This window comes from Stenotrophomonas testudinis, assembly GCF_024499815.1.
GTDB lineage: Bacteria > Pseudomonadota > Gammaproteobacteria > Xanthomonadales > Xanthomonadaceae > Stenotrophomonas.
Genome location: NZ_JAMOKY010000022.1, coordinates 10,543 through 33,910 on the forward strand (window position 1 = coordinate 10,543; position 23,368 = coordinate 33,910).

The 23,368-nt window shown below is 67.8% G+C and carries 23 protein-coding genes; 6 read left to right on the forward strand and 17 right to left on the reverse strand.

What is annotated here, in order from left to right; genetic code table 11:
* Window positions 1-27 precede the first annotated feature (27 nt).
* Entirely contained in the window at window positions 28-1,404 is a 1,377-nt protein-coding gene (locus tag NQ204_RS12780; protein ID WP_256644052.1) for a hypothetical protein, read from the forward strand.
* Here the strand turns inward: NQ204_RS12780 and NQ204_RS12785 are convergent.
* The 5 genes from NQ204_RS12785 to NQ204_RS12805 all read right to left on the reverse strand — a co-directional run bounded on the left by NQ204_RS12785 (window position 1,373) and on the right by NQ204_RS12805 (window position 7,077).
* Window positions 1,373-2,509: an ABC transporter permease gene (locus tag NQ204_RS12785; RefSeq protein WP_116864215.1), complete on the reverse strand. Its 1,137-nt coding sequence runs from the start codon at window positions 2,507-2,509 to the stop codon at window positions 1,373-1,375. The two genes, NQ204_RS12780 and NQ204_RS12785, sit on opposite strands and share 32 nt — an antisense overlap.
* Window positions 2,506-3,693: an ABC transporter permease gene (locus tag NQ204_RS12790; RefSeq protein ID WP_256644053.1), complete on the reverse strand. Its 1,188-nt coding sequence runs from the start codon at window positions 3,691-3,693 to the stop codon at window positions 2,506-2,508. Before NQ204_RS12790 ends, NQ204_RS12785 begins: the two co-directional genes overlap by 4 nt.
* Window positions 3,678-4,691 carry an HlyD family secretion protein gene (locus NQ204_RS12795; RefSeq protein WP_116864217.1) on the reverse strand — a complete coding sequence of 338 codons (1,014 nt, stop codon included), beginning with the start codon at window positions 4,689-4,691 and terminating at the stop codon, window positions 3,678-3,680. Before NQ204_RS12795 ends, NQ204_RS12790 begins: the two co-directional genes overlap by 16 nt.
* Window positions 4,684-6,045: a TolC family protein gene (locus tag NQ204_RS12800; RefSeq protein ID WP_488192363.1), complete on the reverse strand. Its 1,362-nt coding sequence runs from the start codon at window positions 6,043-6,045 to the stop codon at window positions 4,684-4,686. The genes NQ204_RS12795 and NQ204_RS12800 overlap by 8 nt, the downstream gene beginning before the upstream one ends.
* A gap of 138 nt (window positions 6,046-6,183) precedes the next feature.
* Window positions 6,184-7,077: a LysR family transcriptional regulator ArgP gene (locus NQ204_RS12805; RefSeq protein WP_116864219.1), complete on the reverse strand. Its 894-nt coding sequence runs from the start codon at window positions 7,075-7,077 to the stop codon at window positions 6,184-6,186.
* A 105-nt stretch (window positions 7,078-7,182) separates the two neighbouring features.
* Between NQ204_RS12805 and NQ204_RS12810 the strand changes: the two genes are divergently transcribed.
* The gene (locus NQ204_RS12810) at window positions 7,183-7,797 is read left to right on the forward strand and encodes a LysE/ArgO family amino acid transporter (RefSeq protein WP_256644054.1); all 615 of its coding nucleotides are present in this window, start codon (window positions 7,183-7,185) and stop codon (window positions 7,795-7,797) included.
* Here NQ204_RS12810 and map read toward each other — a convergent pair.
* From map to NQ204_RS12855, 9 genes are all read right to left on the reverse strand, one after another.
* Window positions 7,794-8,576, reverse strand: a complete 783-nt coding sequence (map, locus tag NQ204_RS12815) for a type I methionyl aminopeptidase (RefSeq protein WP_256644055.1) — start codon at window positions 8,574-8,576, stop codon at window positions 7,794-7,796. The genes NQ204_RS12810 and map overlap by 4 nt on opposite strands.
* A gap of 10 nt (window positions 8,577-8,586) precedes the next feature.
* Window positions 8,587-8,799, reverse strand: coding sequence for a ParD-like family protein (locus tag NQ204_RS12820; RefSeq protein WP_116864221.1), 213 nt, complete (start codon window positions 8,797-8,799; stop codon window positions 8,587-8,589).
* 67 nt (window positions 8,800-8,866) lie between these two features.
* A complete protein-coding gene (locus NQ204_RS12825; protein ID WP_256644056.1) occupies window positions 8,867-9,226 on the reverse strand; it encodes a bleomycin resistance protein in 360 nt (119 codons plus the stop codon).
* Between the two features lie 33 nt (window positions 9,227-9,259).
* Window positions 9,260-10,381 carry a metallophosphoesterase gene (locus NQ204_RS12830; protein ID WP_256644057.1) on the reverse strand — a complete coding sequence of 374 codons (1,122 nt, stop codon included), beginning with the start codon at window positions 10,379-10,381 and terminating at the stop codon, window positions 9,260-9,262.
* A gap of 139 nt (window positions 10,382-10,520) precedes the next feature.
* Window positions 10,521-12,683: a TonB-dependent siderophore receptor gene (locus NQ204_RS12835; protein WP_256644058.1), complete on the reverse strand. Its 2,163-nt coding sequence runs from the start codon at window positions 12,681-12,683 to the stop codon at window positions 10,521-10,523.
* Window positions 12,684-12,749: 66 nt separating this feature from the next.
* Window positions 12,750-13,049 (reverse strand): DUF3325 domain-containing protein, encoded by a 300-nt coding sequence (locus tag NQ204_RS12840; protein ID WP_116864224.1) that lies wholly within the window; start codon window positions 13,047-13,049, stop codon window positions 12,750-12,752.
* A complete protein-coding gene (locus NQ204_RS12845) occupies window positions 13,046-14,632 on the reverse strand; it encodes a PepSY-associated TM helix domain-containing protein (protein ID WP_256644059.1) in 1,587 nt (528 codons plus the stop codon). The genes NQ204_RS12840 and NQ204_RS12845 overlap by 4 nt, the downstream gene beginning before the upstream one ends.
* Window positions 14,629-14,964 (reverse strand): hypothetical protein, encoded by a 336-nt coding sequence (locus NQ204_RS12850; RefSeq protein ID WP_256644060.1) that lies wholly within the window; start codon window positions 14,962-14,964, stop codon window positions 14,629-14,631. The genes NQ204_RS12845 and NQ204_RS12850 overlap by 4 nt, the downstream gene beginning before the upstream one ends.
* A gap of 96 nt (window positions 14,965-15,060) precedes the next feature.
* Window positions 15,061-15,489: a winged helix-turn-helix transcriptional regulator gene (locus tag NQ204_RS12855; protein WP_256644061.1), complete on the reverse strand. Its 429-nt coding sequence runs from the start codon at window positions 15,487-15,489 to the stop codon at window positions 15,061-15,063.
* A gap of 81 nt (window positions 15,490-15,570) precedes the next feature.
* On the opposite strand from NQ204_RS12855, the gene NQ204_RS12860 reads away from it, so the two are divergent.
* The gene (locus NQ204_RS12860; protein ID WP_256644062.1) at window positions 15,571-16,740 is read left to right on the forward strand and encodes an MFS transporter; all 1,170 of its coding nucleotides are present in this window, start codon (window positions 15,571-15,573) and stop codon (window positions 16,738-16,740) included.
* A 12-nt stretch (window positions 16,741-16,752) separates the two neighbouring features.
* Here NQ204_RS12860 and NQ204_RS12865 read toward each other — a convergent pair whose 3' ends face one another.
* On the reverse strand, window positions 16,753-17,676 hold the full coding sequence (locus NQ204_RS12865) for a hypothetical protein (protein ID WP_256644063.1): 924 nt from the start codon (window positions 17,674-17,676) through the stop codon (window positions 16,753-16,755).
* Between the two features lie 220 nt (window positions 17,677-17,896).
* On the opposite strand from NQ204_RS12865, the gene NQ204_RS12870 reads away from it, so the two are divergent.
* Window positions 17,897-18,856, forward strand: coding sequence for a cation diffusion facilitator family transporter (locus NQ204_RS12870; RefSeq protein WP_116865437.1), 960 nt, complete (start codon window positions 17,897-17,899; stop codon window positions 18,854-18,856).
* A gap of 74 nt (window positions 18,857-18,930) precedes the next feature.
* Here the strand turns inward: NQ204_RS12870 and nfi are convergent, their stop codons facing one another.
* Complete coding sequence (nfi, locus tag NQ204_RS12875; RefSeq protein WP_256644064.1) at window positions 18,931-19,620, reverse strand: deoxyribonuclease V; 690 nt, start codon at window positions 19,618-19,620, stop codon at window positions 18,931-18,933.
* 93 nt (window positions 19,621-19,713) lie between these two features.
* Here nfi and gpmA point away from each other — a divergent pair, with 93 nt between their 5' ends.
* On the forward strand, window positions 19,714-20,463 hold the full coding sequence (gpmA, locus tag NQ204_RS12880) for a 2,3-diphosphoglycerate-dependent phosphoglycerate mutase (protein ID WP_256644065.1): 750 nt from the start codon (window positions 19,714-19,716) through the stop codon (window positions 20,461-20,463).
* 129 nt (window positions 20,464-20,592) lie between these two features.
* Here the strand turns inward: gpmA and NQ204_RS12885 are convergent, their stop codons facing one another.
* Window positions 20,593-21,051, reverse strand: a complete 459-nt coding sequence (locus NQ204_RS12885; RefSeq protein WP_256644066.1) for a DUF4262 domain-containing protein — start codon at window positions 21,049-21,051, stop codon at window positions 20,593-20,595.
* A 189-nt stretch (window positions 21,052-21,240) separates the two neighbouring features.
* On the opposite strand from NQ204_RS12885, the gene NQ204_RS12890 reads away from it, so the two are divergent.
* Window positions 21,241-23,334 carry a M13 family metallopeptidase gene (locus NQ204_RS12890; RefSeq protein WP_256644067.1) on the forward strand — a complete coding sequence of 698 codons (2,094 nt, stop codon included), beginning with the start codon at window positions 21,241-21,243 and terminating at the stop codon, window positions 23,332-23,334.
* Window positions 23,335-23,368: the final 34 nt, after the last annotated feature.

Consider the following 23,368-nt stretch of genomic DNA (forward strand, 5'->3'; position numbering starts at 1 on the left):
GCGCCGAACTCCACGGATGAACGCCCTGTGAACGAATCACCTGCTGCCGAACCGGTCGTGACCGCTGCCGATGCCGATGAGGCGCAGGAGGCGAGCACCCGCTTCGGCCGGCTGCGCGAGCGCACTGATGAGCTGGAGCTGTTCATTTCCGGCCTGCTGGCCTTCGCGCTGCTGGCCGTGCCGGGCTATCTGTTCGACATCTGGGCACGCAGCAGCCTGCACACCGAGGGCATGTACTTCCAGGTGCTGTGGTTCGTCTTCAGCATCAGCGTGGGCATGTGCTACGTGATGGCGGTGGCGCTGATCGCGCACCTGACAGTGCGCGGCTACTGGATCGGCCTGGTGGGCTTGAAGTCGCACTTCCCGAAGGGCATCGACTGGGACCACCTGCCGAAGATGGGCCCGGTCTCGCGTGCCTTCATGCGTGCGCGCGATGGCGGCCTCGACGGCAGCATCCAGCGCGCCGACCGGTTGGCGACGATGCTGTTCTCGACCACGTTGATGTGCGTGCAGACCCTGGCCGGCACGCTGGTGATGGCGATCATCATCCTCGGGCTGGCGATGCTGGTCGGCGCGCTGTGCGGTGGCTCGGATACGGCCGCCACGATTTTCGTGGGTGTGGTGATGCTGGCCCTGCTGATGCTGGGGCTGCTGCCCATGCTGATGGAGAAGTCCATTGCGCGCCGGCAGGCGCGCGGGCGGCCGAGCGAACGCCAGCAGCACGTACTGCAGTGGGTGCTGGGAGCTCTGCAGCGGGTACCGCTGATGCGCCTGATCCAGACCATGCAGCTGACGATCCAGAGCAACCTGCGCTCGAAGTTCTTCATCGTGGCCTACCTGGGCGCGATCATGGTGGCGATGCTGCTGGGTGGCCTGCAGGTGGCCGGCTCGGTGAAGTTCTCGCTGTTCAACCGCTACCAGATCATCACCGGCGAAGCGGTGGACCACGGCATGCTCAGTGCGCACTACGAATCGATGCGCTCGGCGCACGACCAGCTGCTGCCGTACCCGATGATTCCCGCTGACACCATCAGTGGTTCGCAGATGCGTCTGTTCATTCCACACCGCCCGCAGCGCGACAACACGGTGGCGCGCACGCGCTGCACGCAGCTGCCGGGTGGCCGCAACGATGCGGAAGGTGCGGCGGCCGCAACCGCAGCGGTTGGCTGCCTGGCCCAGCTCTGGACGGTGCAGCTGGACGGCAAGCCCATTGACCTGCACGCCTTCGTGCCGATGGAGCGGCGCGACCTCGATATGCGCGGTCTGGCCGGTTACCTGCCGATGGCCGGACTGGCGCCGGGCCGGCACGACCTGCACCTGCTGTGGAACAGCGAGGGCCCGGAGCGCGGCGCGGATCGCCGGCGCGAGTACTTCATCCCGTTCTGGTACGCCCCGGACCCCTGATCGAGGCGCCGTGCAGGCGCCAGAGGGCGAGGCTGCCGTAGAGCAGCAGCAGTACCCCCAGGGTGACCAGTTCGTGGCTGACATCCGCCAGGCTGGCGTCCATCTGGGTCAACCGCACCATCAGGTTGATGCCCGACGTGGTGGGCAGCAGCTGCGACAGCCACACCAGCGGCGGCGGCGTCATCACCGTGGGCCAGGACAGGTTGGCCAGGAAGAACAGCGGGATGGACGTGGCGATGATGTACTGGAACGCGCGTTCGCGGGTGCGGAAGAAGCTGCCGACGAACAGGCCGAAGGCCACCGTGGCGGCGATGAACAACGTGCCGCCGCACAGCTGGCCGACTGGATTGCCGCCCCGCGGGTAGTCCTGTACCCAGGCGGTGAACCCGGCATAGTAGAACAGCCCGAACAGACCGATCAGGCCGAAGCCCAAGGCCATGCCGGCCAGCGTCGGCAGGTCGAAGCGCAGCCGCCGGCCGAGGGCCAGGCGTCGCCCGCCGAGCAGCACGCCGATGCCCATCAGCAGGGTCTGGTGCACGATCAGTTCGGCCACGCCCGGCACGATCGCGCTGCCATAGCCTTCCTGCGTGTTGTACAGCGGCCGCTGCACCAGCGTGACCGGCGGCGCCTGCGGAACGCCCATGAAGGCGGCCTGGGTGACCGCCGCCTCGCGCCCGAACGATCCCAGTGCATCGGCCACGCTGCCCAGCACCCAGCTGGCTCGGCCCAGGTAGGCACCGTTGCCGAGCAGGACCAGCTTCGCCGGATGGCCACGGAGGATGTCGCGCTCTAGGTTGGCCGGGATCAGTACGATGCCTTCGGCATCTCCGGCTTCCAGCTGACGGCGCGCGCTGTCGATGCTGGCAGGCTGGCCGACCACGCGGGCCACGCGCAGCGCGTCCAGCTTGCGCAGCAGTTCGCGGCTGGTGGCGCTGTGGTCCTGATCCACCACCAGGATCGGCAGGTTGCCCGCGACCTGGTGCCGATACGCGGCCGGGTAGAAGAACGAGTACAGGATGACCGCGCCGACCATCACCACGATGGCGTAGCGGTCCAGCAGCACCGCCAGCAACGTCTGCCGCAGGCTGGCCCAGACCGCGCTCATGCGTCGGCCCCGGCAGGTCGCGTGGCCTGCGGGCTGCGGGCGAGCGCCAGCAGGCGCCAGCCACCCAGGCCACCGGCGATGATGATCATCAGCAGCAGCGTGGCCAGCGGCCACAGCGATACCGCCAGCGGTGCACCGACGAACTGCTGCTGGGTCTGCAGCTTGACGTAGGCGCTGAGCGGCAGCAGCAGGTGCCAGATGCGGGTGAACAGCGGCGCATCGATGACCGGGAAGGTGGCGCTGGAAAAGGCCAACGCGGTGCCGATGCTGAGGCCGACGGCCGACAGCGCCGTGCCCATGTCACGGGTGACGCCGACGAAGAACAGGGCGTAGGCCGCGGTGGCCAGATAGAACAGGGGCTGGCCGAGCAGCAGCAGGAACACGCTGCCGGCAATGCCGTCGCCGCGCAGCCAGGCCAGGTAGGCCACGCCCAGCGCGCCATACAGCGAAAACAGCAGGACATACGGTGCGATCTTGCCGGCGAGGGCCGGCCACGGCGTGCGCCCAAGCCAGTCGGGCAGGGTGCCATCGCGGATCTCGCGGCCCAGGCTGCCGGCCACCGCCAGCGCCAGCACCAGCGAAAGCACGGCGGGGAAGATCAGCGGCAGCAGGAACAGCTCGTAGCTGCGCGCAGGATTGTAGAGGATGTCCGACTGCACGGCGATCGGCGCCGCGCGCAGCTTGCCGGGGCCGACCTGCAGGGCGATGCGTTCGCGCAGCAGGCGTGCATTCCATGCGGCCACCGCATCACCGATGTCACGCGCGGCGGACTGGCCGGTGGTCATGTAGGTGGCGTTGTAATAGGCGAACACCGTGCCCTGCTGGCCTCGCAGCGCCTGCCGGGTGACATCGCGTGGTACCAGCACGATGGCGTAGACCTGCAGCTGGCGCAGCTGCGCACGGGCCTCGTCCATGTCCACCGGCTGGCTGGCCACGCGGACGCCGGGGCTGGCGTCGAGCATGCGCAGCAGCAGGCGGCTGTCGCTGCTGTGGTCCAGGTCCACAACGGCAATCGGCACATCGCGCATCGCCGCAGGACTGAACATCCACGCCATCAGCACCAGCATCAGCAGCGGCAGCGCGGTGACCAGCAGCAGGTCGGCCCGATTGCCGCGCAGCGTGCGCAGTTCGCGCCGCCACGACGCCGCAAAGCCGCCGTTGCCCGGGCTCAGTGCGGGGGCCATGCGAACAGCACGCTCATGCCGGGGCGGAAGCCCTCGATGCGGCGTACCGGGCGCACCCGCACCTCGAAGCTGCGGACGTCGTAGCCGGAGGACTGGCGGGTGGTGCGCCAGGTGGCGTAGTCGCCGGCGGGATTGATGAAATACACCTTGAATTCGGCCTCCTGGTCCAATGCCGGGATGCTGCCGCGCAGGGTGCTGCCGACCTTCAGGCCCTGCATCTGCGACTCGCGCAGGTTCATCGACACCCACATGCGGTCGATGTCGACAAGGGTGAACACCGGATAGCCCGCCGGCACCAGTTCGCCCGGATCGGCCATGCGCTTGTTGATCTCGCCGGCCACCGGTGCGCGCCCTTCCACTTCGACGCGTGCGGCATTGACCTCGGCCACCGCACCCTGCGCCTGCTGGACCTGGCCCTTCGCCGCGCGCTTGTCCTGCTCGCGTGCCCCGGCCAGCGCCATGTCGTACTGCGCGCGCGCGGCGCGGGCCAGTTCGCGCGAACTGGTGGCCTGGGCCTGCGCCTCATCGCGCTTCTGCCGGGTCATCACCCCTTCGTTGAACAGGTTCTGCACGCGGCGCGCAGTCGCTTCGGCCAGGGTGGCACCGGCCTCGGCCCGCTTCCAGTTGGCTTCGGCGGCGCGGATGTCCTCGCTGCGCGCGCCCTCGTCGGCCTTGTCGGCCACTGCCTGCGCGGCGGCCAGTGCGCCGTGGGCCTGCTGTTCCTTGGCCGCCACTTCCGGGCTGTCGAGCAGGAACACGATCTGCCCGGCCTGCACGCGGTCACCTTCGCGCACCTTCAGTTCGGCCACGCGGGCGGTGATCTTGGCGGCGACGTTGAGGGTATCGGCGTCGGCCATGCCCTGGATCTGGTCGGCCGGCCGGCGCCAGGCCAGCCACAGGCCCAGCACCACCACGGCCAGCAGCACCACCACCAGGATGATGCCCACGCGGCGCTTGCCGGGCGGCGTGGTGGATTCGTCGTGCAGCACGTCACTCATGGTCGATCACCTCGTCCGCACGGCGCCGATAGTCTTCGAAACGGTCCATCTGTCCACTCACTTCCAACAGTTGCGCCAGGGCGATGTCGTACTGGTAGGCGGCCTGTGCGCGTTCGACGCGGGCGCCACCCAGGCCCAGCCGCGCGTCGATCACATCCAGCGAAGTCGCCTGGCCCTCGCGGAAGGCCAGTTCCTGCAGGCGCAGGTTTTCCTGTGCCTGGGCGATGCTGCTGTCCAGCAGCACGAACTGCTGGCGCGCGCTTTCCAGTTCGTTCCATGCCTTGCGCACGCCGAGGGCGACCTGGTTCTCGGCTTCGCGCAGGCCGGCTTCGGCCTGTTCCTGCTGCGCGCGTGCCGCACTGATCTGCGCCGGCCGCGAGCTGGGCGACAGGAAGGTGTACTTCAGGCCGATGCCGAAGGCCCAGTCCGGATCGGTCAGCATTTCATCGCGGCGGCGGAAGTCGTACTGGCCGAAGGCGAAGATCTGCGGCTTCAACTTGGCCTGCTGCACGCGCACGCCCTGTTCGGCCTGGGCAACCATCGCCTGCAGGCGGCGGATCTGCGGCTGTCGTGCCTGCGCGGCGCGTTCGAAGCTGGCCACCGGTTCCAGTGGCGCGCGCTGCACGAACAGCGGCGACAGCGGGCGGACCTCGCCACCGCTGCGCAGCAGGGTGGCCAGCGCGGCCTGCAGCGTGGCGAGGTCGTTGAGGGTCTTCTGGTACTCACGCTCGGCCTTGTCACGGGCCACGGTGGCCTGCAGGCGCTGCGCGCGGGTGGCGAAGCCCTCGCGTTCCAGTTTCTCCGCATCGGACAGGTGGCGGTTGAGGCCGTCGCGTACGTCGCGGCGCACGTCGACCGCCTGTTCGGCCAGGCGCTGGCCGAAATAGGCCTGGGCCAGCTGCACGGTGAGCGACTGGCGCTGCGCCTCGCGTTCGGCGCTGGCCTGTTCACTCGCAGCGCTGGCCGCACGTTGCGCCGCCGGGATCACCCCGCCGGTGTACAACGGCAGCACCGCGGTCACCACAGGGCGGGTGCGCCAGTCGCGTTCGGTGAAGCTCAGCGGCGAATCGATGCCATAGGCTTCGGCCACCGGTGCCAGCGAGCCCAGCGGCAGGGTGAGGGTCTTCTGGAACTGCAGGCGGCGCACTTCGCCGGTGATCTCGGGCAGGCGCAGCAGGCGCGTGGCTTCCTGTAATTCCTGCTTGTTGCGCACACCGGCATCGGCCGCCGCCAGCGCATCGGAAACCTGCTCCAGCCGCTGTCGAGCCTGTTCCCATTGCAGGGCAGGGGCCGCGGCTGGGTCGGCTGCCGTCTGCGCGACGCTGGTGGCCGTCAGCAGCGTGGCGCAGACCAGCAGCGGCCAACGTGCGCGGTGCCGTCGCGGGCAAGGGCGTTGCAGGTGCACGTCGGGTCCGTCATCCGTAAAGAGTCCGGGAAAAACTAGTGGATGTGCCGTGAAGCTGTTGTCGGCGCAGTGCACGTCGCAGCTGCTTCAGCGCAGACAACCCTCCGCGGCGCTGCGCAGCGCCTGGGTGATCTGCTGCAGCGTGCTGGAACGCACCGCGGCATGTTGCCAGTACAGGGGCACATCCAGCCATCGGTCTGGTTCCAGCACAACTACGTTCCCTGCGGCCAGCGCCGGCTCGATCAGCGTTTCCGGTGCCAGGCACCAACCCAGTCCGCGCGCGGCGGCTTCGACGAAACCGGTGGAGGAGGGCAGGTAGTGCGTCGGCGGCTGCAGCCGCGCACGCGTGAGGCGGCGCAGGAAACGCGCCTGCAGTTCGTCCTTGCGGTTGAACACGATCATCGGTGCCACGGCCAGCGCATCTGCTTGCATGCCCTTGCCGAACCAGCGGCGGGCGAAGGCCGGCGAGGCGATGGCGTGGTAGCGCATCGCCCCCAGCGGGTGCACGTTGCAGCCCTTCAACGCGTGGCCTTCGGCGGTTACCGCGCCGAGGACGCTGCCATCGCGCAGCAGTTCGAGGGTGTGGTCCTGATCGTCCATGCGCAGGTCGAACAGGTAGCCATGGCGCTGGTGCAGTTCGGCGATGGCGGCGACGAACCAGGTGTCCAGCGAGTCGTCGTTGACCGCCAGCGGGATCGGCGTGCGGGTGGCGTCGTTGCCGCGCTCGGGCAGCAGCTCGGCCAGTGCCTCGGCCTGCAGGGCCTGCATTGGCCGCACGCTGCGCTGCAGGACCTCGCCGGCAGCGGTGGGGCGGCACGGTGCCTGGCGCACCAGCAGCACCTGGCCCAAGCGGTCTTCCAGCGCCTTGATCCGCTGTGACAGCGCCGACGGGCTGATCGCCAGGCGGCGTGCGGCGGCTTCGAAACTGCCTTCTTCCAGCACCGCGGCGAAGGCGGCCAGTTGCGGGTGTACCAGGTCCATGCCGGGCCTCTTCAGTTTTTCTGTACAGGATAAAGAAAAACCAGCTGGCCTTAACCGGCCGCAGGCACCACCCTGCGCGTCCTTTCCGATGTGATGGCAGTACTCATGTGGATTACCGCGGCCCTGGCCGGCCTGTTTGCGGGCGCCGGCCTGATCATCGCCATCGGCGCGCAGAATGCCTTCGTCCTGCGCCAGGGGCTGCAGCGCCGCCATGTGGGCATGGTGGTGCTGGCCTGCATGGGCGCGGACATCGCGTTGATCCTTGCCGGCGTGGGCGGCATGGGCGCGCTGGTGCTGCAGTGGCCGCTGCTGCTGCAGGTGCTGCGCTTCGGCGGTGCGGCCTTCCTTGGCTGGTACGCGTTGCAGGCCGGGCTGCGCGCGTGGCGCGGCGGCAGCGCATTGGCGGCCGCCAGCAGCGAGGGCGGCAACCGGCGGCAGGTGCTGCTGGCCTGCCTGGCTTTCACCCTGCTCAACCCGCACGTCTACCTGGACACGGTGGCGCTGCTGGGCAGCCTGTCCACGCGCCATCCCGGCGAGCTGCGCTGGGCGTTCGCCGGTGGTGCCTGCGTGGCCAGCGTGTTGTGGTTCTGCGCGCTGGGCTATGGCGCGCGGCTGCTGCAGCCGCTGTTCCGCAATCCGAACGCGTGGCGCGTGCTGGATGCAGGCATTGCGCTGTTCATGGCGAGCCTGGCGTTGTTGCTGCTGCTGCGCCCGCTCTAGGCCGCATCAATCACGCACAGCGGCGTTTCGTCCGCGCGCAGGGTCAGCACGCGCACACCCTGCGCGGTCACTGCCACGGTGTGCTCGAACTGCGCCGAGAGCTTGCCGTCGCGCGTGTACACCGGCCATTCGTCCGGCAGCTGGCGGATGGCCGGCTTGCCCTGGTTGAGCATCGGTTCGATGGTGAACACCATGCCTTCCTGCAGCTCCAGGCCGGTGCCGGCATGGCCGTAATGCAGGATCTGCGGGTCCTCGTGCATTTCCTGGCCGATGCCGTGGCCGCAGTATTCCTTCACCACGCTGTAGCCGTGGCTGCGCGCATGGCGGGCGATGGCGTGGCCGATATCGCCCAGGCGCGCGCCGGGGCGCACCGCGGCAATGCCCTTCCACATGGCCTGGTAGGCCACCGTCACCAGCTTGCGCGCGGCGTAGTTGACCTCGCCCACCAAGTAGGTGGTGCTGGAGTCGGCGATGTAGCCGTTCTTTTCCAGGGTGATGTCGAGGTTGACGATCTGCCCGCTGCGCAGCAGGTCCTCATGATCGGGCACGCCGTGGCAGATGACGTTGTCGATGGAGGTGTTGAGGACGTACGGGAAACCGTACTGGCCCTTGCTGGCCGGCCGCGCGTGCAGCTCGTCGACGATCATCCGCTCGACGAAGTCGTTGATGTCCATCGTGCTGCGGCCTTCCAGCGGCAGGGCGTCGAGTGCGGCGAACACCTGCGCGAGCAGGCGCCCGGACTCGGCCATCAGCGCGATCTCGTCGGGGCGCTTGACCATGGCCATCGGCTCAGGCCTGCCCGTGAGGCAGCAGCGGCGGCTGCACGCCGGCCGCGCGCAGTTCGCTGGCGACGATGTCCTGGAAGCTCAGGGTTGGGTTCAGTTCGCACAGCATGCCGACCCGGATCCAGAAATTGGCCTGGGCGTTGATCGAGCGGCTGGAGACGGTGCAGGCACGACGCAGCTGGTCGTGCAGGGTGTCATCGATGTTGACGATGCCCATGGCGGACTCTTGAGAGGGGATATATGAAGCGTATATGTTTCGTATAATCCACTCAAGTCCGCGCCGTTCACTCGCTGTGGGTGGCAAAGCGCAGGCGGTTGCCGTCCGGGTCCACCAGCAGCATCTCGCGGGTACCCCAGTCGGTTTCGTGCGGCGGCTGCGGGATGGGCACGCCGGCGGCGCTGAAGGCGCGGAACACCGCGTCCACGTCATCGACCTTGAAGTACACCGCGCCGCCGGGCTGGCAGTCGCCGGCATGTTCGCTGAGGAACAGGGTCTGGCCCTCGCGGGTGAGCTGGGCGAACAGCGGCATGCCCGCGCCGAAGCGATGCTCCCAGTCGACGGAGAAGCCCAGGCCCTGCACGTAGAACGGCAGGGTGGTGTCGGCGTGCAGCATGCGCAGCTGCGGGATGACGGTCTGGGACATGGCGGCGGTTCCTGATGGGAGGCCGGCTCGACTCTACTGGCCGGGCACGCCTTCGGCCAACGGCACGCGCGTACCGTCCAGCAGGCCGCGGCTGAGCCTGCCATCTTCGATGAACAGCAGCTCGCCGTTCTCTCCGTTCTTGATGCTGCTGTCGATAGCGATCACGCGCCCACCATGGAAGGTACTGACATGCGGCATCGAGGTATGGCCGACCACGATGCGCTTCAGTTGCAGCTGGTTGAGCACGGCCTGCACGCCGTTGCTGTCCAGCTGGCCATCGAAGTAGCCGCGGTACCAGATCGGGCTGGTCTTGCCGTCGTACAGCGGTGCGGTGGCCGGGTCTGCCTTCACCTCGGCCTTGGGCGTGCCCAGCGAGGCCTGGTAGGCGGCATTGGTGGTGGCCGGGTCCAGCGCCAGCTGCACCGCCTCGGGCGAGATGCCGCCGTGCAGGAACAGGGTGTCACCGATCTTCAGCAGCACCGGGCGGGTGCGCAGCCACTGGCCGATCACCGAATCGCCCGCATACAGCTGCGGGTAGCTGCGGCCCAGCAGCTGGGCGCTGCGCAGGTACTTGGGATTGACGTAGCGAAGGTCGTCGTAGAGCACCATGGTTTCGTGGTTGCCGAGCACGAAGTGCACCGCGCCGCCGGCCGCCGCGGCCTGCTGCTGCAGCCCGTACAGGAGCCAGAACGCCTCGGTCACCTGCGGGCCACGGTCGAACACATCGCCGGCGATCACCAGAGTGTCCTTGCCCAGCGCCCACTGGTCCTGCGCGTCGATCACCTTGTTGGCGCGCAGCAGCCGCACCAGCAGGCCGTACTGGCCGTGGATGTCGGACACCGCAACGATGCGCGGCGTGGCCGGCAGCACCGACACCGAGGGCGCCACCGGCGGCAGCACGTGCACGCTGCGGGCGTAGCCGCACTGCGGCGTGAAATCGGTGCCTTCGGCATCGGCCGGGAGGGTGCGCATCTGCACCTGGTCGCCGCAGATCCACTTCGCCCGCATCTGGTCGCCAACGCGGAACACGTAAGGGCCATCGGCGTCGACATGCTCGGCCGGCGTGGCCACCTCGCGTGCCTGCAGCGACGGCGCGCCCAGCAGGGCCAGCGGCAACAGCAGCAGGGCAGGGTGGAGCAGGCGGCGGTGCAGCATGGTGGGTTCCTCGGCGGGCAACAGAAAAAGGCGGGCCCGAAGGCCCGCTCCTGATGCTACGCCGTTGCCGACCCCGGCAGCATGCGCCGAAGGTGGGGGTCACTGTGCGGAATCGGGTGCCCGACGCCGCGCGGCGACCTCAGAACTTCGCGCGCAGGTTGAACAGCACGCGGCGCGGTTCGCCCCAGTAGCCCGCGTTGAAGAAGCCGACGTTGCGGTAGTAGACCTTGTCGAACAGGTTGGTGATCGTCACGCCCACGCTCAGGGTGTCGTTGATGCGGTAGCGGCCCATCAGGTCGAACAGTACGTAGCCGCCCTGGCTCATCTTGCCGGTGGCGGTAACCGGGGTGCCGTTGGCATTGAAGCGGCCGGTGGGGATCGGCTGCATCTGGTAGATCTCGCTCTGCACGCTGAAGCCGCCGCCGACCGTCCACTGGCCGTGGCTGTAGGTGGTGTTGAAGCGTGCCAGGTGCATCGGGCTGGTGCTGGCGAAGCGGCTGCCATCCGGGTTGCTGCTGTAGCTGTAGGTGTAGGCGCCGGTCATGCTCCAGTGGTCGGTGATCGAGCCGGACACTTCGAACTCGCCGCCTTGGGTGGTGATGCCCTTGCTGGCGATGTAGGGCGAGCTGCCATCGGGCAGCTTGATCTCGCCGCCGTTCGGGTCGAGCTCGGCCACGTTGTCCTGCTTCATGTAAAAGCCGTTCAACGAGGTGTACAGGCGGCCGCCGAAGAATTCACCCTTCAGGCCGTACTCGTAGTTGCCGCCGGTGGTCGGGTCGAGCAGCTGGTTGTTGATGTCGCGGCGCGCGGTGGCCTGGAACACGTCGGAATAGCTGACGAAGCCGGTGATGCTGCTGCTGAGGTCGTACAGCACGCCCACGTACGGGGTCAGTTCGTGCGCGGTGGTGCGCGCGCTGCGGCTGGTGAACACACCGTTGACGTCATAGTTGTCGGTGGTGGTGCGGTAATCCGAATAACGCGCACCGGCGATGATCTTCAGCGGATCGATCGGGTTCAGGCGCACGGCGGCGTAGTACCCGGTCTCGGTGGTGTTCACCGTGTTCGACGGAATGCCGTAGTTGTAGGTGGTCGGCTTGCCGATGTTGCCGTCCCACTCGTAAATGCTGGGGAAGGCAGCGACGTTGTACGGGCGCGAGGTGATGCCGGCGCGGATGGTGTCCAGGTCGCGGTCGTAGTGGTTGATGCCCACGACCAGCTCATGCGAACGGCCGAACAGCTGGAACGGGCCGGAGGCGTACAGGTCGAAGGCATCCTCGCGCGTCTCCGACACCGAATACGTGTCGGCGATGCGCAGGCCCAGGCCGGTCACTGCATCGGCCCAGTTGCCGGTATTGGAGCCTGCCATCAGCAGCGAGTCGGTGTCGGTGGCGCGGTGGTTGTAGGCCAGGCGACCGCTCCAGCCGGCGCCGAGCTGCTGTTCCAGGGTGGCGAAGTAGTTGGTGCTCTCGCGGTTCCATTCGTTCCAGCGCGCCGCGGCGCTGTAGGAACGCGGCATGTGCGCACGCGTGCCGTCGCGGAAGTACAGCGGCGAAGCGCTCCACGCACCGCCATCGGAGCCGGTCTTCAGGTAATCGATGCCGGCGCGCAGGCGTGTGCTGTCGGTCAGGTCGGCTTCGATGACGCCGTACAGGCTGGGCGACTTGTCATGCTGGAAGCGCACCCAGCTTTCCTTGTCGGTGTAGGCGCCGACGAAGCGCCCACGCACGCGGCCGCCCTTGCTGAGCGGGCCGGAGACATCCACTTCGGCACGCTTGTAGTCCCACGAACCGGCGCTGAGGCTGGTGCTGGCCTGGAAGGTCTCGGTCGGGCGCTTGCGCACCATGTTCACCGTGGCCGACGGATTGCCCGAGCCGGTGACCAGGCCACTGGCGCCGCGCACCACTTCGATGCGCTCGTAGATGGAGGTATCGCTGAGGATCGAGTTGCCGCCTGCACCGGTGGTGTAGTTGGTGGGGATGCCATCGAACATGAAGTTGTTGATGGCAAAGCCGCGCGCGTTGAACAGCGTGCGGTTGCTGTCGTAGGACTGGATGGTGACGCCCGGGGTCTGCTGCAGCACCTCGGAAATGGTGATGAGGTTGAAATCCTCGATGCGCTGGCGGGTGAACACGGTCAGCGACTGCGGGGTTTCGCGCAGGGTCAGCGGCAGCTTGGTGGCGGTGTTGGTGCCGTACACCTGGTAGCCCTCGGTGCGCTGGGTGACCATCACCCGGTCCAGTTCGGTGGTGGTCGTCGCGCTGTCCTGGGCGAAGGCCGGCGCCACGGCGCAGGCGAGCGACAAGGCGAGGACGTTCCGGCGCAGGGCGCCAGAGGAAGGCTGATACATGGTGGAACCTCGGTTTCTAGATCAGGAACGGGAAGACGGGCGTGGCGCCGGCTTGGCCGGGCTGCGGAAACTGAGCCAGAGCACCATCGCCCCGGCACCGGCGGCGAGCACGCCGCACCAACCAACAAACCCCTGTGCGATGCCCCACGCGGCAATACTGGCCAGCAGGCTGGCGAACAGCCCGAGCACGCCCAGCACCTGCAGCAGGCGACGGCGCGGCGTGGGCGGCGCGTGGCCGGCCACATCGCGGTGATGGCGCTCCATCGCCATCGCCAGGCAGGCGAAGGCGGCGGCGGCCAGCAGCAGGGCGAGCACGCTCATGCGCTGGCCTCGGCAGCGGCGGGGGCGCCCGTGCGTGCGGCGCGCGGCTTGCGCTGCGCCGGCACGAAACGATGCACCATGCGCGCGGCCCACAGCAGGCCGGCGCCGATCAGCATTAGGCCGATATCGATGCCGGCCTTGGCGCCATCACCGGCAGCGAGCGCGGATACCGCGCCACCGTGCCAGGCGACCAGGTTGTACAGCGGCAGGCCCAGGGCCAGCACGCCGGCCAGCGCCAGCTGCTCGACCCAGCCGCGACGCGGTGCGCGCAGCATGGCGTGTACCACGCAGGCCGCCCAGGCGTAGAAGAACACTTTCACTTCGGCATCGCTGCGGTTGGCCACGTCCAGCGGCAGCAGGCGGTTGCCCCAGAGGAAGGCCAGCATCGCTACCGGCAGGCCGGTGACGAAGCCGATGTTCAGCCGCTCGACAATGCGGAAGCCGAGGTGCGGGCGCGCCGGATCGGGCAGCTGGGTGCGGCGCTTCACCGTCCACAGCACCAGTCCGGTGGCCACCATCAGGGTGCCGGCGACACCGGACAGGAAGAACAGCCAGCGCATGGTGGTGGGCGCGAAGCGCGCTGCATGCAGGCCGATCATGCCGTCGCGGGTGATGACCGCGGCCGAGCGCGGTGCAGCGGAATCCAGCAGGTTGGCGCGCGCATCGAAGCTAAGCGCGTCGGCGGCACCGGCAATCTTGTCGCCCTGCTGGCGACGTACGCTGATGCGCATCGCCGCATCGGAAGGATGTTCGATCTGCAGCGAGGCCGCGTGGCCGCCGCCCCACTGCACTTCGGCACGGCGCAGCACCTCGGCCAGTGCCGGCGGCGTCGCGGCCACGCCACTGGCCGAGGCCTTCTCGGCGCGCGGGAACAGTTCGGCGAAGAACGCATCGCGGCCGCCGGGGTAGTTGGCATCCACCGCCCACGGCATGTACAGCGTCATCAGGGTGATCAGGCCGGTGTAGGTGATCATCAGATGGAACGGCAGCGACAGCACCGCCAGCGCGTTGTGGCCATCCAGCCAGCTGCGCTGGCCCTTGCCGCGGCGGAAGGTGAAGAAGTCGGTGAAGATCTTCTTGTGGGTGATCACGCCGCTGATCAGGGCGATCAGCATCAGCATCGAACACGCACTGATGAACCAGCGCGCCCACAGCACCGGAACGTAGTGCAGGTCGAAGTGCAGGCGGTAGAAGAAGTTGCCACCGCGCGTCTCGCGCACCTGCACCGGCTTGCCGTCTGCATCCAGCGTGGCCTGGTTCGGATTGCGCTGGCCGCGGCGGCGTTCCTTTTCGCCCTGCGGCTGCCAGCTGACCGAGGTCGCGCTGCTGCGTGCGTCGGGCAGTTCGATGCTCCAGCGCTGCGCGTCGGGCGCGGTGCGGGCAAGGAACTGCTGGGCCTGGGTGACCGCGGTTGCGCTGCTGGCGGGCAGGCCGATTTCCGGCTGCATCCAGCGGGTCAATTCTTCCTTCCAGTACGCGGCGGTGCCGGCGATGAAGATCAGGAACAGCACCCAGCCGACCACCAGGCCCGACCAGGTATGCAGCACCGACTGCGATTGGCGGATGCCACCGAGATTGCTCATGCCACACCCCCGCGCAGCAGCCAGGCCAGCAGCGCGCCCAGACCACCGGCAAGCAGCAGGCCCAGCGTGGCGCGCAGGGTGCTGCGTGCGGCATAGGCCCAGATGGCGGCCAGCGCGTAGACCACGAAAGCGGCCATGGTGGCGACCAGGGTGGCATCGGCCTTGGTGCCGGGCAGCAGGCGCGCCAGTGCGGCGGCCCAGCAGGCGGCCACGGCGTACCCGCCCAGCAGGCCGAGCAGGCCGCGGGCCCACAGCAGGGCATGGCCGTTACCGCGCGGCACGCGCTTGGCCGGCGGAGTGCCGGTGGCAGGAGAGGAGGAAGATGCGGCCATGGCCGATGTCAATAGGAATCGTATGCAATTGCGAGTGAATGCTATTTGACGCCGGTAGCTGTGTCGAGTCCCCCATTCGGGGGATGTGACCTTCTGTCAGAGCTTGCGGACGACCGTCTGCTCGGGGGCGACGGCGTGGCCGGCTGCGTCCCGCGGCTGCATGCGGGGCACGGCGGCGCCGCTGGTGCGTTCGATCAGGGTGGAATGCGCTTCGCCGGGGGCAAAGCGATGCCGTTCGCCCCATTGGCGCAGGGCGACCAGCAGCGGGAACAGGTCGCGACCTGCGGCCGTCAGCACATAGTCCTGGTAGGCGCTGCCATCGGCCGCTGGCTGCTGCACCAGCAGGCCGGCCTCGACCAGCCGGCGCAGGCGGTCGCTGAGGATGTTGCGGGCCGCGCCGAGGCTGCGCTGGAAATCACCGAAGCGGGTGATGCCATCGAAGGCATCGCGGATGACCAGCAGCGCCCAGCGGTCGCCGAGCAGGTCGGCGCTGCGGGCCACGGGGCAGGGGCTGTCGGCATGCATGGCGGGCTCCATCGGGGTATCTGGTTGCAGTTTAAAACCAGCAGGGCTACCGTGCATCAGTTTCAAAATGCAACCACGAAGATGAGCCTCCCCGTATCACGGCCACTGCTCGGCCTGCTGGCGGTCGCCGCCGGTGCCAGCGTGGCCAATGTCTACTACGCGCAACCACTGCTGGAACGGTTGGCCCAGGCCTTCGCCCTCGACACGGCCGTGGCTGGCGCAGTGCTGGCGGCGACCCAGGCCGGCAGCGTGCTGGCCCTGCTCGGGCTGTTGCCGCTGGCCGACCGCGGCGACCGCCGGCGCCTGCTGAGGATGCAGCTGCTGGCTCTGGTGGCCGCGCTCCTGCTGCTGGCGGCTGCGCAGACAGCGGCGTGGTTGCTGGCCGGCATGCTGCTGGCCGGGCTGCTGGGCACCGCGCTCACCCAGGGGCTGATCGCGTATACGGCCCAGCTGGCCCCGGCCGACCAGCGCGGGCGCATGGTCGGCGCCGTGCAGGGCGGGGTGTTCATCGGCCTGCTGGCGGCGCGCGTGCTGTCCGGCAGCGTGGCCGCCGTGGCCGGCTGGCGTGCGGTCTACCTGCTGTCCGCCGTGTTGATGGCGGCGCTGGCGCTGCTGCTGTGGCGACGCCTGCCGGCCCTGCCGGTGCCGGTGGTGCCGCCGTCGTGGCGCACGCTGCTGGCGTCGATGGCCACGCTGCTGCGTGACGACCGCACGCTGCGTGAGCGCGGGCCGCTGGCGCTGCTGTTGTTTGCCGGCCTCAACGTGTTCTGGGCGGCAGTGCCGCTGCCGCTGTCGGCACCGCCGTTGCACTGGTCCACCGCTGCGATCGGTGCATTGGGCCTGGCGGGCATCGTCGGTGCGCTGCTGGCGGCCTGGGTGGGCCATTGGATGGATCGCGGTTTCGCGGTGCGCGTCAGCCTCGCCGCACTGCTGTTGATGCTGGCAGCGTGGTGGCCGCTGCTGGGGTTGCCGCACTCGCTGGGGCTGCTGTTGCTGGGTGTGGTGCTGCTGGATCTGGGCGGGCAGGCGCTGCACGTGTCCAACCAGGCACTGCTGCTGCGTGCACCGGTCGAACAGCATGGGCGCCTGGTGGCGTTGTACATGCTGTTCTACGCGGTGGGCAGCGGCGCCGGTGCAGCTGCCGGCACCTGGGTGCAGGCACGCCACGGTTGGAACGCGGTATGCCTGCTGGGTGCCGGCATCGCGGCGTTGGCGCTGCTGTGGTGGGCGCGCGGGCGCCTGCGCCGCTAGCCGTGCGGCGGCTTACTTCACCTGGCGGCAGTCGCGCAGGTGGATGTGGCCGGTGTCGATGTTGTCGACCACGCCTTCCAGCTTCACCCAGTCTTCCAGCCGCAGGGTGGCACCCAGGGCGCGCTGGTCGTTGGCCAGTGCGCAGTGCACGGTGAAGTTGGCGTTGTTGTCACCGGATGACTGGCGCCCACCGATGCCACCGATGCCCTTCATCTTGGTCACCAGGTAGCCGACTTCGAAGGTCTTGTTGATGTTGTTGGCCTGGGCGGTATACACCTGCCCATCGATGATGAAGCGGCGCCCGAAATACTTCACGAACATCGGCTGGTACAGCGAATCGGTATCCGGCAGCGGGCCATCGGAAAACAGATTCTTCAGCGGCATCGTGTTGATGTTGCGCTGCAGTTTCTTCGCTTCCTTGCCCAGCACGGTGGACATGCCCACGGCAGTAGCCGGGGTCGGCTTGTCAAAGCCGCTGGAAATGCGCACCGCCTCGGCGATGGCCTCGCCTTCCTTGCCGGTCTTGAGCTGGTTCAGCCAGCCGCAGAACGCGCCGCGCACGTCCTCATCCTTGGCTGTCTGCCCACGGGCAAGTTTGGTGCCGAGCAGCACGGTGCCCTTGTTGCTGATGGACACCGCCGTCACCAGCGGCACCTTCAGATCCGTCTGCATGATGTACATCTGGCCTTCGGTCTCGGTGATGACATCACCGCTGACGAAGTTGTTGCCTTCATCCAGCGCCAGTTTGCGCAGCTGGCCGAGGCCGCTGCTGGGCTTCAGGCCGGGGATGGTGACTTCGGTGAGGTAAGTCTGGCCGTTGCGCGGGTCACCGACCGACTTGAAGTTCTGTTCGCAGGTGGCCGCCGTGGCGCTGGCGGCGGCACCCAGGGCGCACGCAGCGGCGAGGGTGACGGGGAGAGTCCTTCTGTTCCACATGTGGCCGGTTCCTTGTGCTGGCAGTTCCATCTGGAGGCCGCGGCGTCCGGCGGCCCGCCCCGGGGTGGCGGGGATGCCGGCCATCATAAAGCGCTTGGCGTGACAGGCAAAACGACGCCTGGCCGCGCGCCGTGGCTCCGTCGCTGCAATGTTATAAACAGCGTAATAGTCTCCCGCGGCCACTGCGCGTAGCCTGACCGCATTGCACAGGAGCTTTGCCATGGGCCACGACCACGACCACCTGCCATCGGAAATCCGCCACGAGAAACCATTGTGGTGGGCGCTTGGCCTGACCACCACGTTCCTCGTGGTGGAAGTGGTGGGTGCCTTCTGGACCAACAGCCTGGCCCTGCTGTCCGATGCCGCGCACATGGCCACCGATACGCTGGCCCTGATGATCGCGCTGGTTGCGGTGCGGCTGAGCCGGCGCCCGCCGGATGCACGACGCACCTACGGCTATGCCCGCCTGGAAGCGCTGGGCGCGATGATCAACGGCGCGATGCTGTTCGTGGTGGCCGGCTACATCCTGTGGGAAGCCATCGCGCGCTTCCGCCAGCCGCAGGAAATCGCCTCCACCGGCATGCTGGTGATAGCGGCTTTCGGCCTGGTCATCAACCTCATTTCCATGCGGCTGCTGCAGGCCGGCAGTGGTGAAAGCCTCAACGTGAAAGGCGCCTACCTGGAAGTGTGGGCTGACATGCTGGGCTCGGTGGCGGTGATCGTCGGCGCGCTGCTGATCCGCTGGACCGGCTGGAAGCCGATCGACCCGATCCTGGCCGTGCTGATCGGCCTGTGGGTGCTGCCGCGCACCTGGGTGCTGATGCGCGAAGCGATCAACGTGCTGCTGGAAGGCGTGCCCAAGGGCACCGACGTGGCCAAGGTGCGCGCGGGGTTGACCGCGCATGCCGCCGTGCTCGATGTACACGATCTGCACGTTTGGGCCCTGGCATCGAGCACCCCGGCACTGACCGCGCACGTGGTGATGCGTGATGGTACCGACCCCGATGCGCTGCGCCGCGAACTGGGTGCACGCCTGCACGAAGAATTCGACATCGACCACGTGACCCTGCAGATCGAGGCGGATCATTGCGGCGAAGCGTGCGGGCAGCCGGTGAAGCACGCGCATGATCATGACCATGACCATGATGTGCAGGGCCATCATGGCCACGTGCATCGGTAGCAGGTCCTGGCTGGGTCGCGTCGGCTGCTCTTTGCGGGAAACCCTGGAAATCCCGCGCTGCGCGCGATAGTCGACTAGCAGTCGACTCTACCCTCGTCGCGGCGCGAAGCCAGCCGGTCGGCCAGCCGCGTCGGCTCGGGCAGCCGATAGCCGCGCAGCGTGCGCTGCACCCAGGCCAGCGCGGTATCGGCGCTGACCCGGTGCCCGCCAGCCACGAACAGCGGCTTGCAGCGGACCTTGCTGCGCAGCACCCAGCCAAGCTGCTCGTCGCCGTACAGCAACGGCGTGTGTGCGCCGGTTTCTGCACCGGGCTCTTCAAAGCGCCCCACCAGCTTCGACTTGGCTACGCCGATAGTGGGCAGGTCGGTCACCACGCCCAGGTGTGACGCCACGCCCAGCCGCCGCGGGTGGCTGATGCCATGGCCATCGACGAACACCAGGTCCGGCGTGCGCGGCAGCTGTGCCAACGCGGCCAGCAGGGCCGGCAGTTCGCGGAAGCTGAGCAGGCCGGGGATGTAGGGCATCACCGTGGGAATGCGGGCGATCTCCCGCGCCACCGGCTGCAGGGTGCGGGCATCCAGCAACACCGCTGCGGCGCGGGTGGTGGCGCCGTCATCCTCGAAGCCCACGTCCAGCCCGGCCAGCCAGCGCGGCTTGACCGGCAGGCGGTCCTGGCGCTCCACGCGGCTGGCCAGCTGCAGCTGCTGTTCGCGGGCGGCGGCGACGCTGCCTTGCCAATGGCCCGGATCGATCACGGTCTTCATCGCCCGCAGCGTGGCATGGCCGCTGCCACGGCGCGGTGAGCGCGGGCGGGGCTACAATGTCCGCCTGCCTTTCCTCGCGTTGGAGATCCTGCAGTGACCCGTAAACTCGTACTGTTGCGCCACGGCCAGAGCCAGTGGAACCTGGACAACCGCTTCACCGGCTGGGTTGATGTCGATCTGACCGACCAGGGCCGCAGCGAAGCCGCCAACGCCGGCCGCCTGATGCGCAAAGAAGGCCTGCAGTTCGACGTCGCCCACACCTCGGTGCTCAAGCGCGCCATCCACACCCTGCAGGGTGCGCTGGCCGAACTGGGCCAGGACTGGCTGCCGGTAAACAAGTCCTGGCGCCTCAATGAACGCCATTACGGCGGCCTGCAGGGCCTGGACAAGGCCGAGACCGCTGCCAAGCACGGCGAGGACCAGGTCAAGGTGTGGCGTCGTTCCTACGACATCCCGCCGCCGCCGATGGAGCTGGAAGACCCGGGCCACCCGATCCACGACCGTCGTTACGCCGGCCTGGACCGCAACGCACTGCCGGGCACCGAATCGCTGGCGACCACGCTCGACCGCGTGCTGCCGTACTGGCACGACGCCATCGCGCCGCAGCTGAAGGATGGCAAGACCGTTATGGTCACCGCCCACGGCAACTCGCTGCGCGCGCTGTACAAGTACCTCAACAATGTCTCGCGCGAGGAAATCCTCGAGCTGAACATCCCGACCGGCATCCCGCTGCTGTTCGAACTGAACGACGACCTGACCGTGAAGTCGTTCCGCTACCTGGGTGACCCGGAAGCCGCCCGCAAGGCCGCTGAAGCCGTGGCCAATCAGGGCAAGGCAAAATAAGAACGAAGGGCCGGCGCAAAGCCGGCCTTTTCTTTTGTAGAGTCGAGCCATGCTCGACTGCTTTCATGTCGTGCAAAAGGCGCAGTCAAGCATGGCTCGACTCTACAGGGACAGGCCCCGTGACCTTTGCTAGACGATGCCCAGCGCTTCGCTGACGTCAACGTATGCGTAGCCATCCTCCCAGGGGTAGCGGTGATCGGCATCGGGAAGGAACATCACCACGGCATCGAGCGCTGCTTCCGGCGCGTGTCGAAGGGCCACTCCGAGGTACTCTTGGTGGAACCGGGGATCGACGCGCCTGAAGATGACGTCGTATCCCCCTGACAGGACGTCGCCATTCCTGATGCCAGGCTGTATCCGATGCCCCTCGGCGAGCAGCGCGGCGCAGGCACTGAGCAGAGCATGTGCCCTGTCACGGGGCATGTTGAAGACCATGACTTCGGGGGCCTGATGGCACTGGTTGAAGCCGATGGTGTAGGAAAAAGGAGCTTGGTCGGGGTGATCTGGTTGGACATGCAGGCAATGCCACCCGTAGCGCCGGATATGCTCGGCCACGGTCTCATCGCGGCGTGTCGGACTGTCGGCCATGTGCTTCAAACGGGTGTCGTGGGGGCGATACCTGCCAGTCTGGCATAGCGCCGCCACTGTGCGGCATGGGTGAAACCCCTCGCACCAGGGACGAATGCATCCGCAGCCCAGTCCCCCTGTGACCTTTGGCCGGTCCCCGGCACCGCCGCGCCCGCTACGCTGGACGATTCGCCGTCGGAGAGAGACTCCATGAACGTCCGCAACCTGGTCCCGCTGGGCCTGACCATCGCCATCGCTGCGTCGCTGGCTGCCTGTGGCAAGAACGAAACCGCGCCGGCCGCCACCGCCGATGCCAAGCCGGCCTTCGATCAGTCGCAGATCAAGACCCCGCTGATCTCGCTCAACAGCGCCGACCTGGATCCGTCCATCGCCGCCTGTACCGACCTCAACGGCTTCGTCAACAGCAAGTGGCTGAAGGCCAACCCGGTGCCGGGCGACCAGACCACCTGGGGCAGCTTCGAGATCCTGCGCGAGCGCTCGCTGGAAGTGCAGCACGCGCTGGTCGAGCAGGCCGCCGCCAGCCAGGCCAAGGCCGACTCGGTGGAGGCCAAGATCGGTGACATCTGGAAGACCGGTAACGACGAAGCCAAGATCGAGGCCGCCGGCCTGACCCCGCTGCAGCCGCAGCTCGACAAGATCACCGCGCTGAACGACACGGCCGCCATCACCCAGTACCTGCGCGACAGCCAGGCCGAGGGCAAGGGCGTGCTGTTCTCGCTTTTTGCCAATGCCGACTACAAGGATTCGGCCAACGTCATCGCCTACGTCGGCCAGGGCGGCCTCGGCCTGCCGGAGAAGGGCTACTACTTCGACGACGCGCAGGCCAAGATCCGCGATGCCTACGTGGCCTACATCGCGCAGGTGCTGACCCTGTCCGGCGTGGACGCCGCACAGACCGCCGAGCAGGCCAAGGCCGTGATGGCCTTCGAAACCCGCTTGGCCAAGGCCTCGATGTCGCGCATCGAAATGCGTGACCCGGCCAAGCGCTACAACCCGCTCAGTGCCGCCGACGCCGACAAGCTGACCCCGAACTTCAGCTGGACCGCGCTGTTCGACACCCTGAAGGTGCCGGCCGCGCAGAAGTTCTCGCTGGCGCAGCCGGGTTTCTTCGGTGAGATGGACAAGATGCTGGCCGACGTGCCGGCCAGCACCTGGCAGGCCTACCTGCGCTTCCACACCGTGGATGACGCATCGCCGTACCTGAGCAGCCAGTTCGAGAAGGCCAACTTCGACTTCTACGGCACCACCCTGCGTGGCCAGAAGGAAATGCAGCCGCGCTGGAAGCGCGTGCTGGAATCGGTGAACGGCGGCATGGGCGAAGCCCTGGGCCAGCTGTACGTCGATGCCGTGTTCCCGGCTGAATCCAAGGTCGCCATGCAGCACCTGGTGGAAAACCTGTCGCAGGCGCTGAAGGCGCGCCTGGAGCAGCTGCCGTGGATGGGCGAGGAAACGAAGAAGAAGGCACTGGAAAAGTGGGCCAGCTTCACCCCGAAGATCGGTTACCCGGACAAGTGGCGTGACTGGGCGGGCCTGCAGACCAACGGTGACAGCTACCTGGGCAACATGCAGGCGGCGCGTGCGTTCAACTACCGCTACATGCTGGACAAGATCGGCAAGCCGGTGGACAAGACCGAGTGGGGCATGACCCCGCAGACCGTCAACGCCTACTACAACGCCACCAAGAACGAGATCGTGTTCCCGGCCGCCATCCTGCAGGCGCCGTTCTTCGACGCCAAGGCCGACCCGGCGCTGAACTACGGCGGCATCGGTGCGGTCATCGGCCACGAGATGATGCACGGCTACGACGACTCGGGCAGCCAGTTCGCCGCCAACGGCAACTTCGACAACTGGTGGACCGACGGTGACCGCAAGGCCTTCACCGGGCGTACTGACAAGCTGGTCGCGCAGTTCGACGGCTATGAGTCGGTGCCGGGCGTGTTCGTGAAGGGCAAGCTGACCCTGGGCGAGAATATCGGTGACCTGGGCGGCCTGACCGTGGCGTACGACGCGCTGCAGATGGCCCTGAAGGAAGACCCGAAGGCCAACGTCGAAGTCGACGGCCACAGCCAGGACCAGCGCTTCTTCATGAACTGGGCCACCGTGTGGCGCCGCAACTTCACCGATGGCGAGCTGCGCGTGCGCCTGAACACCGATCCGCATGCACCGGCCAACTTCCGCGCCAACGGTGCACCGTCGAACATGCCGTCCTACGCCGCTGCGTTCCAGTGCAAGGCCGGTGATGCGATGGTGCGCGCCGACGACAAGCGCGTGGTGATCTGGTAATCGCCACGGCGGTTGTCTGAGTGCAGAAGGCCCC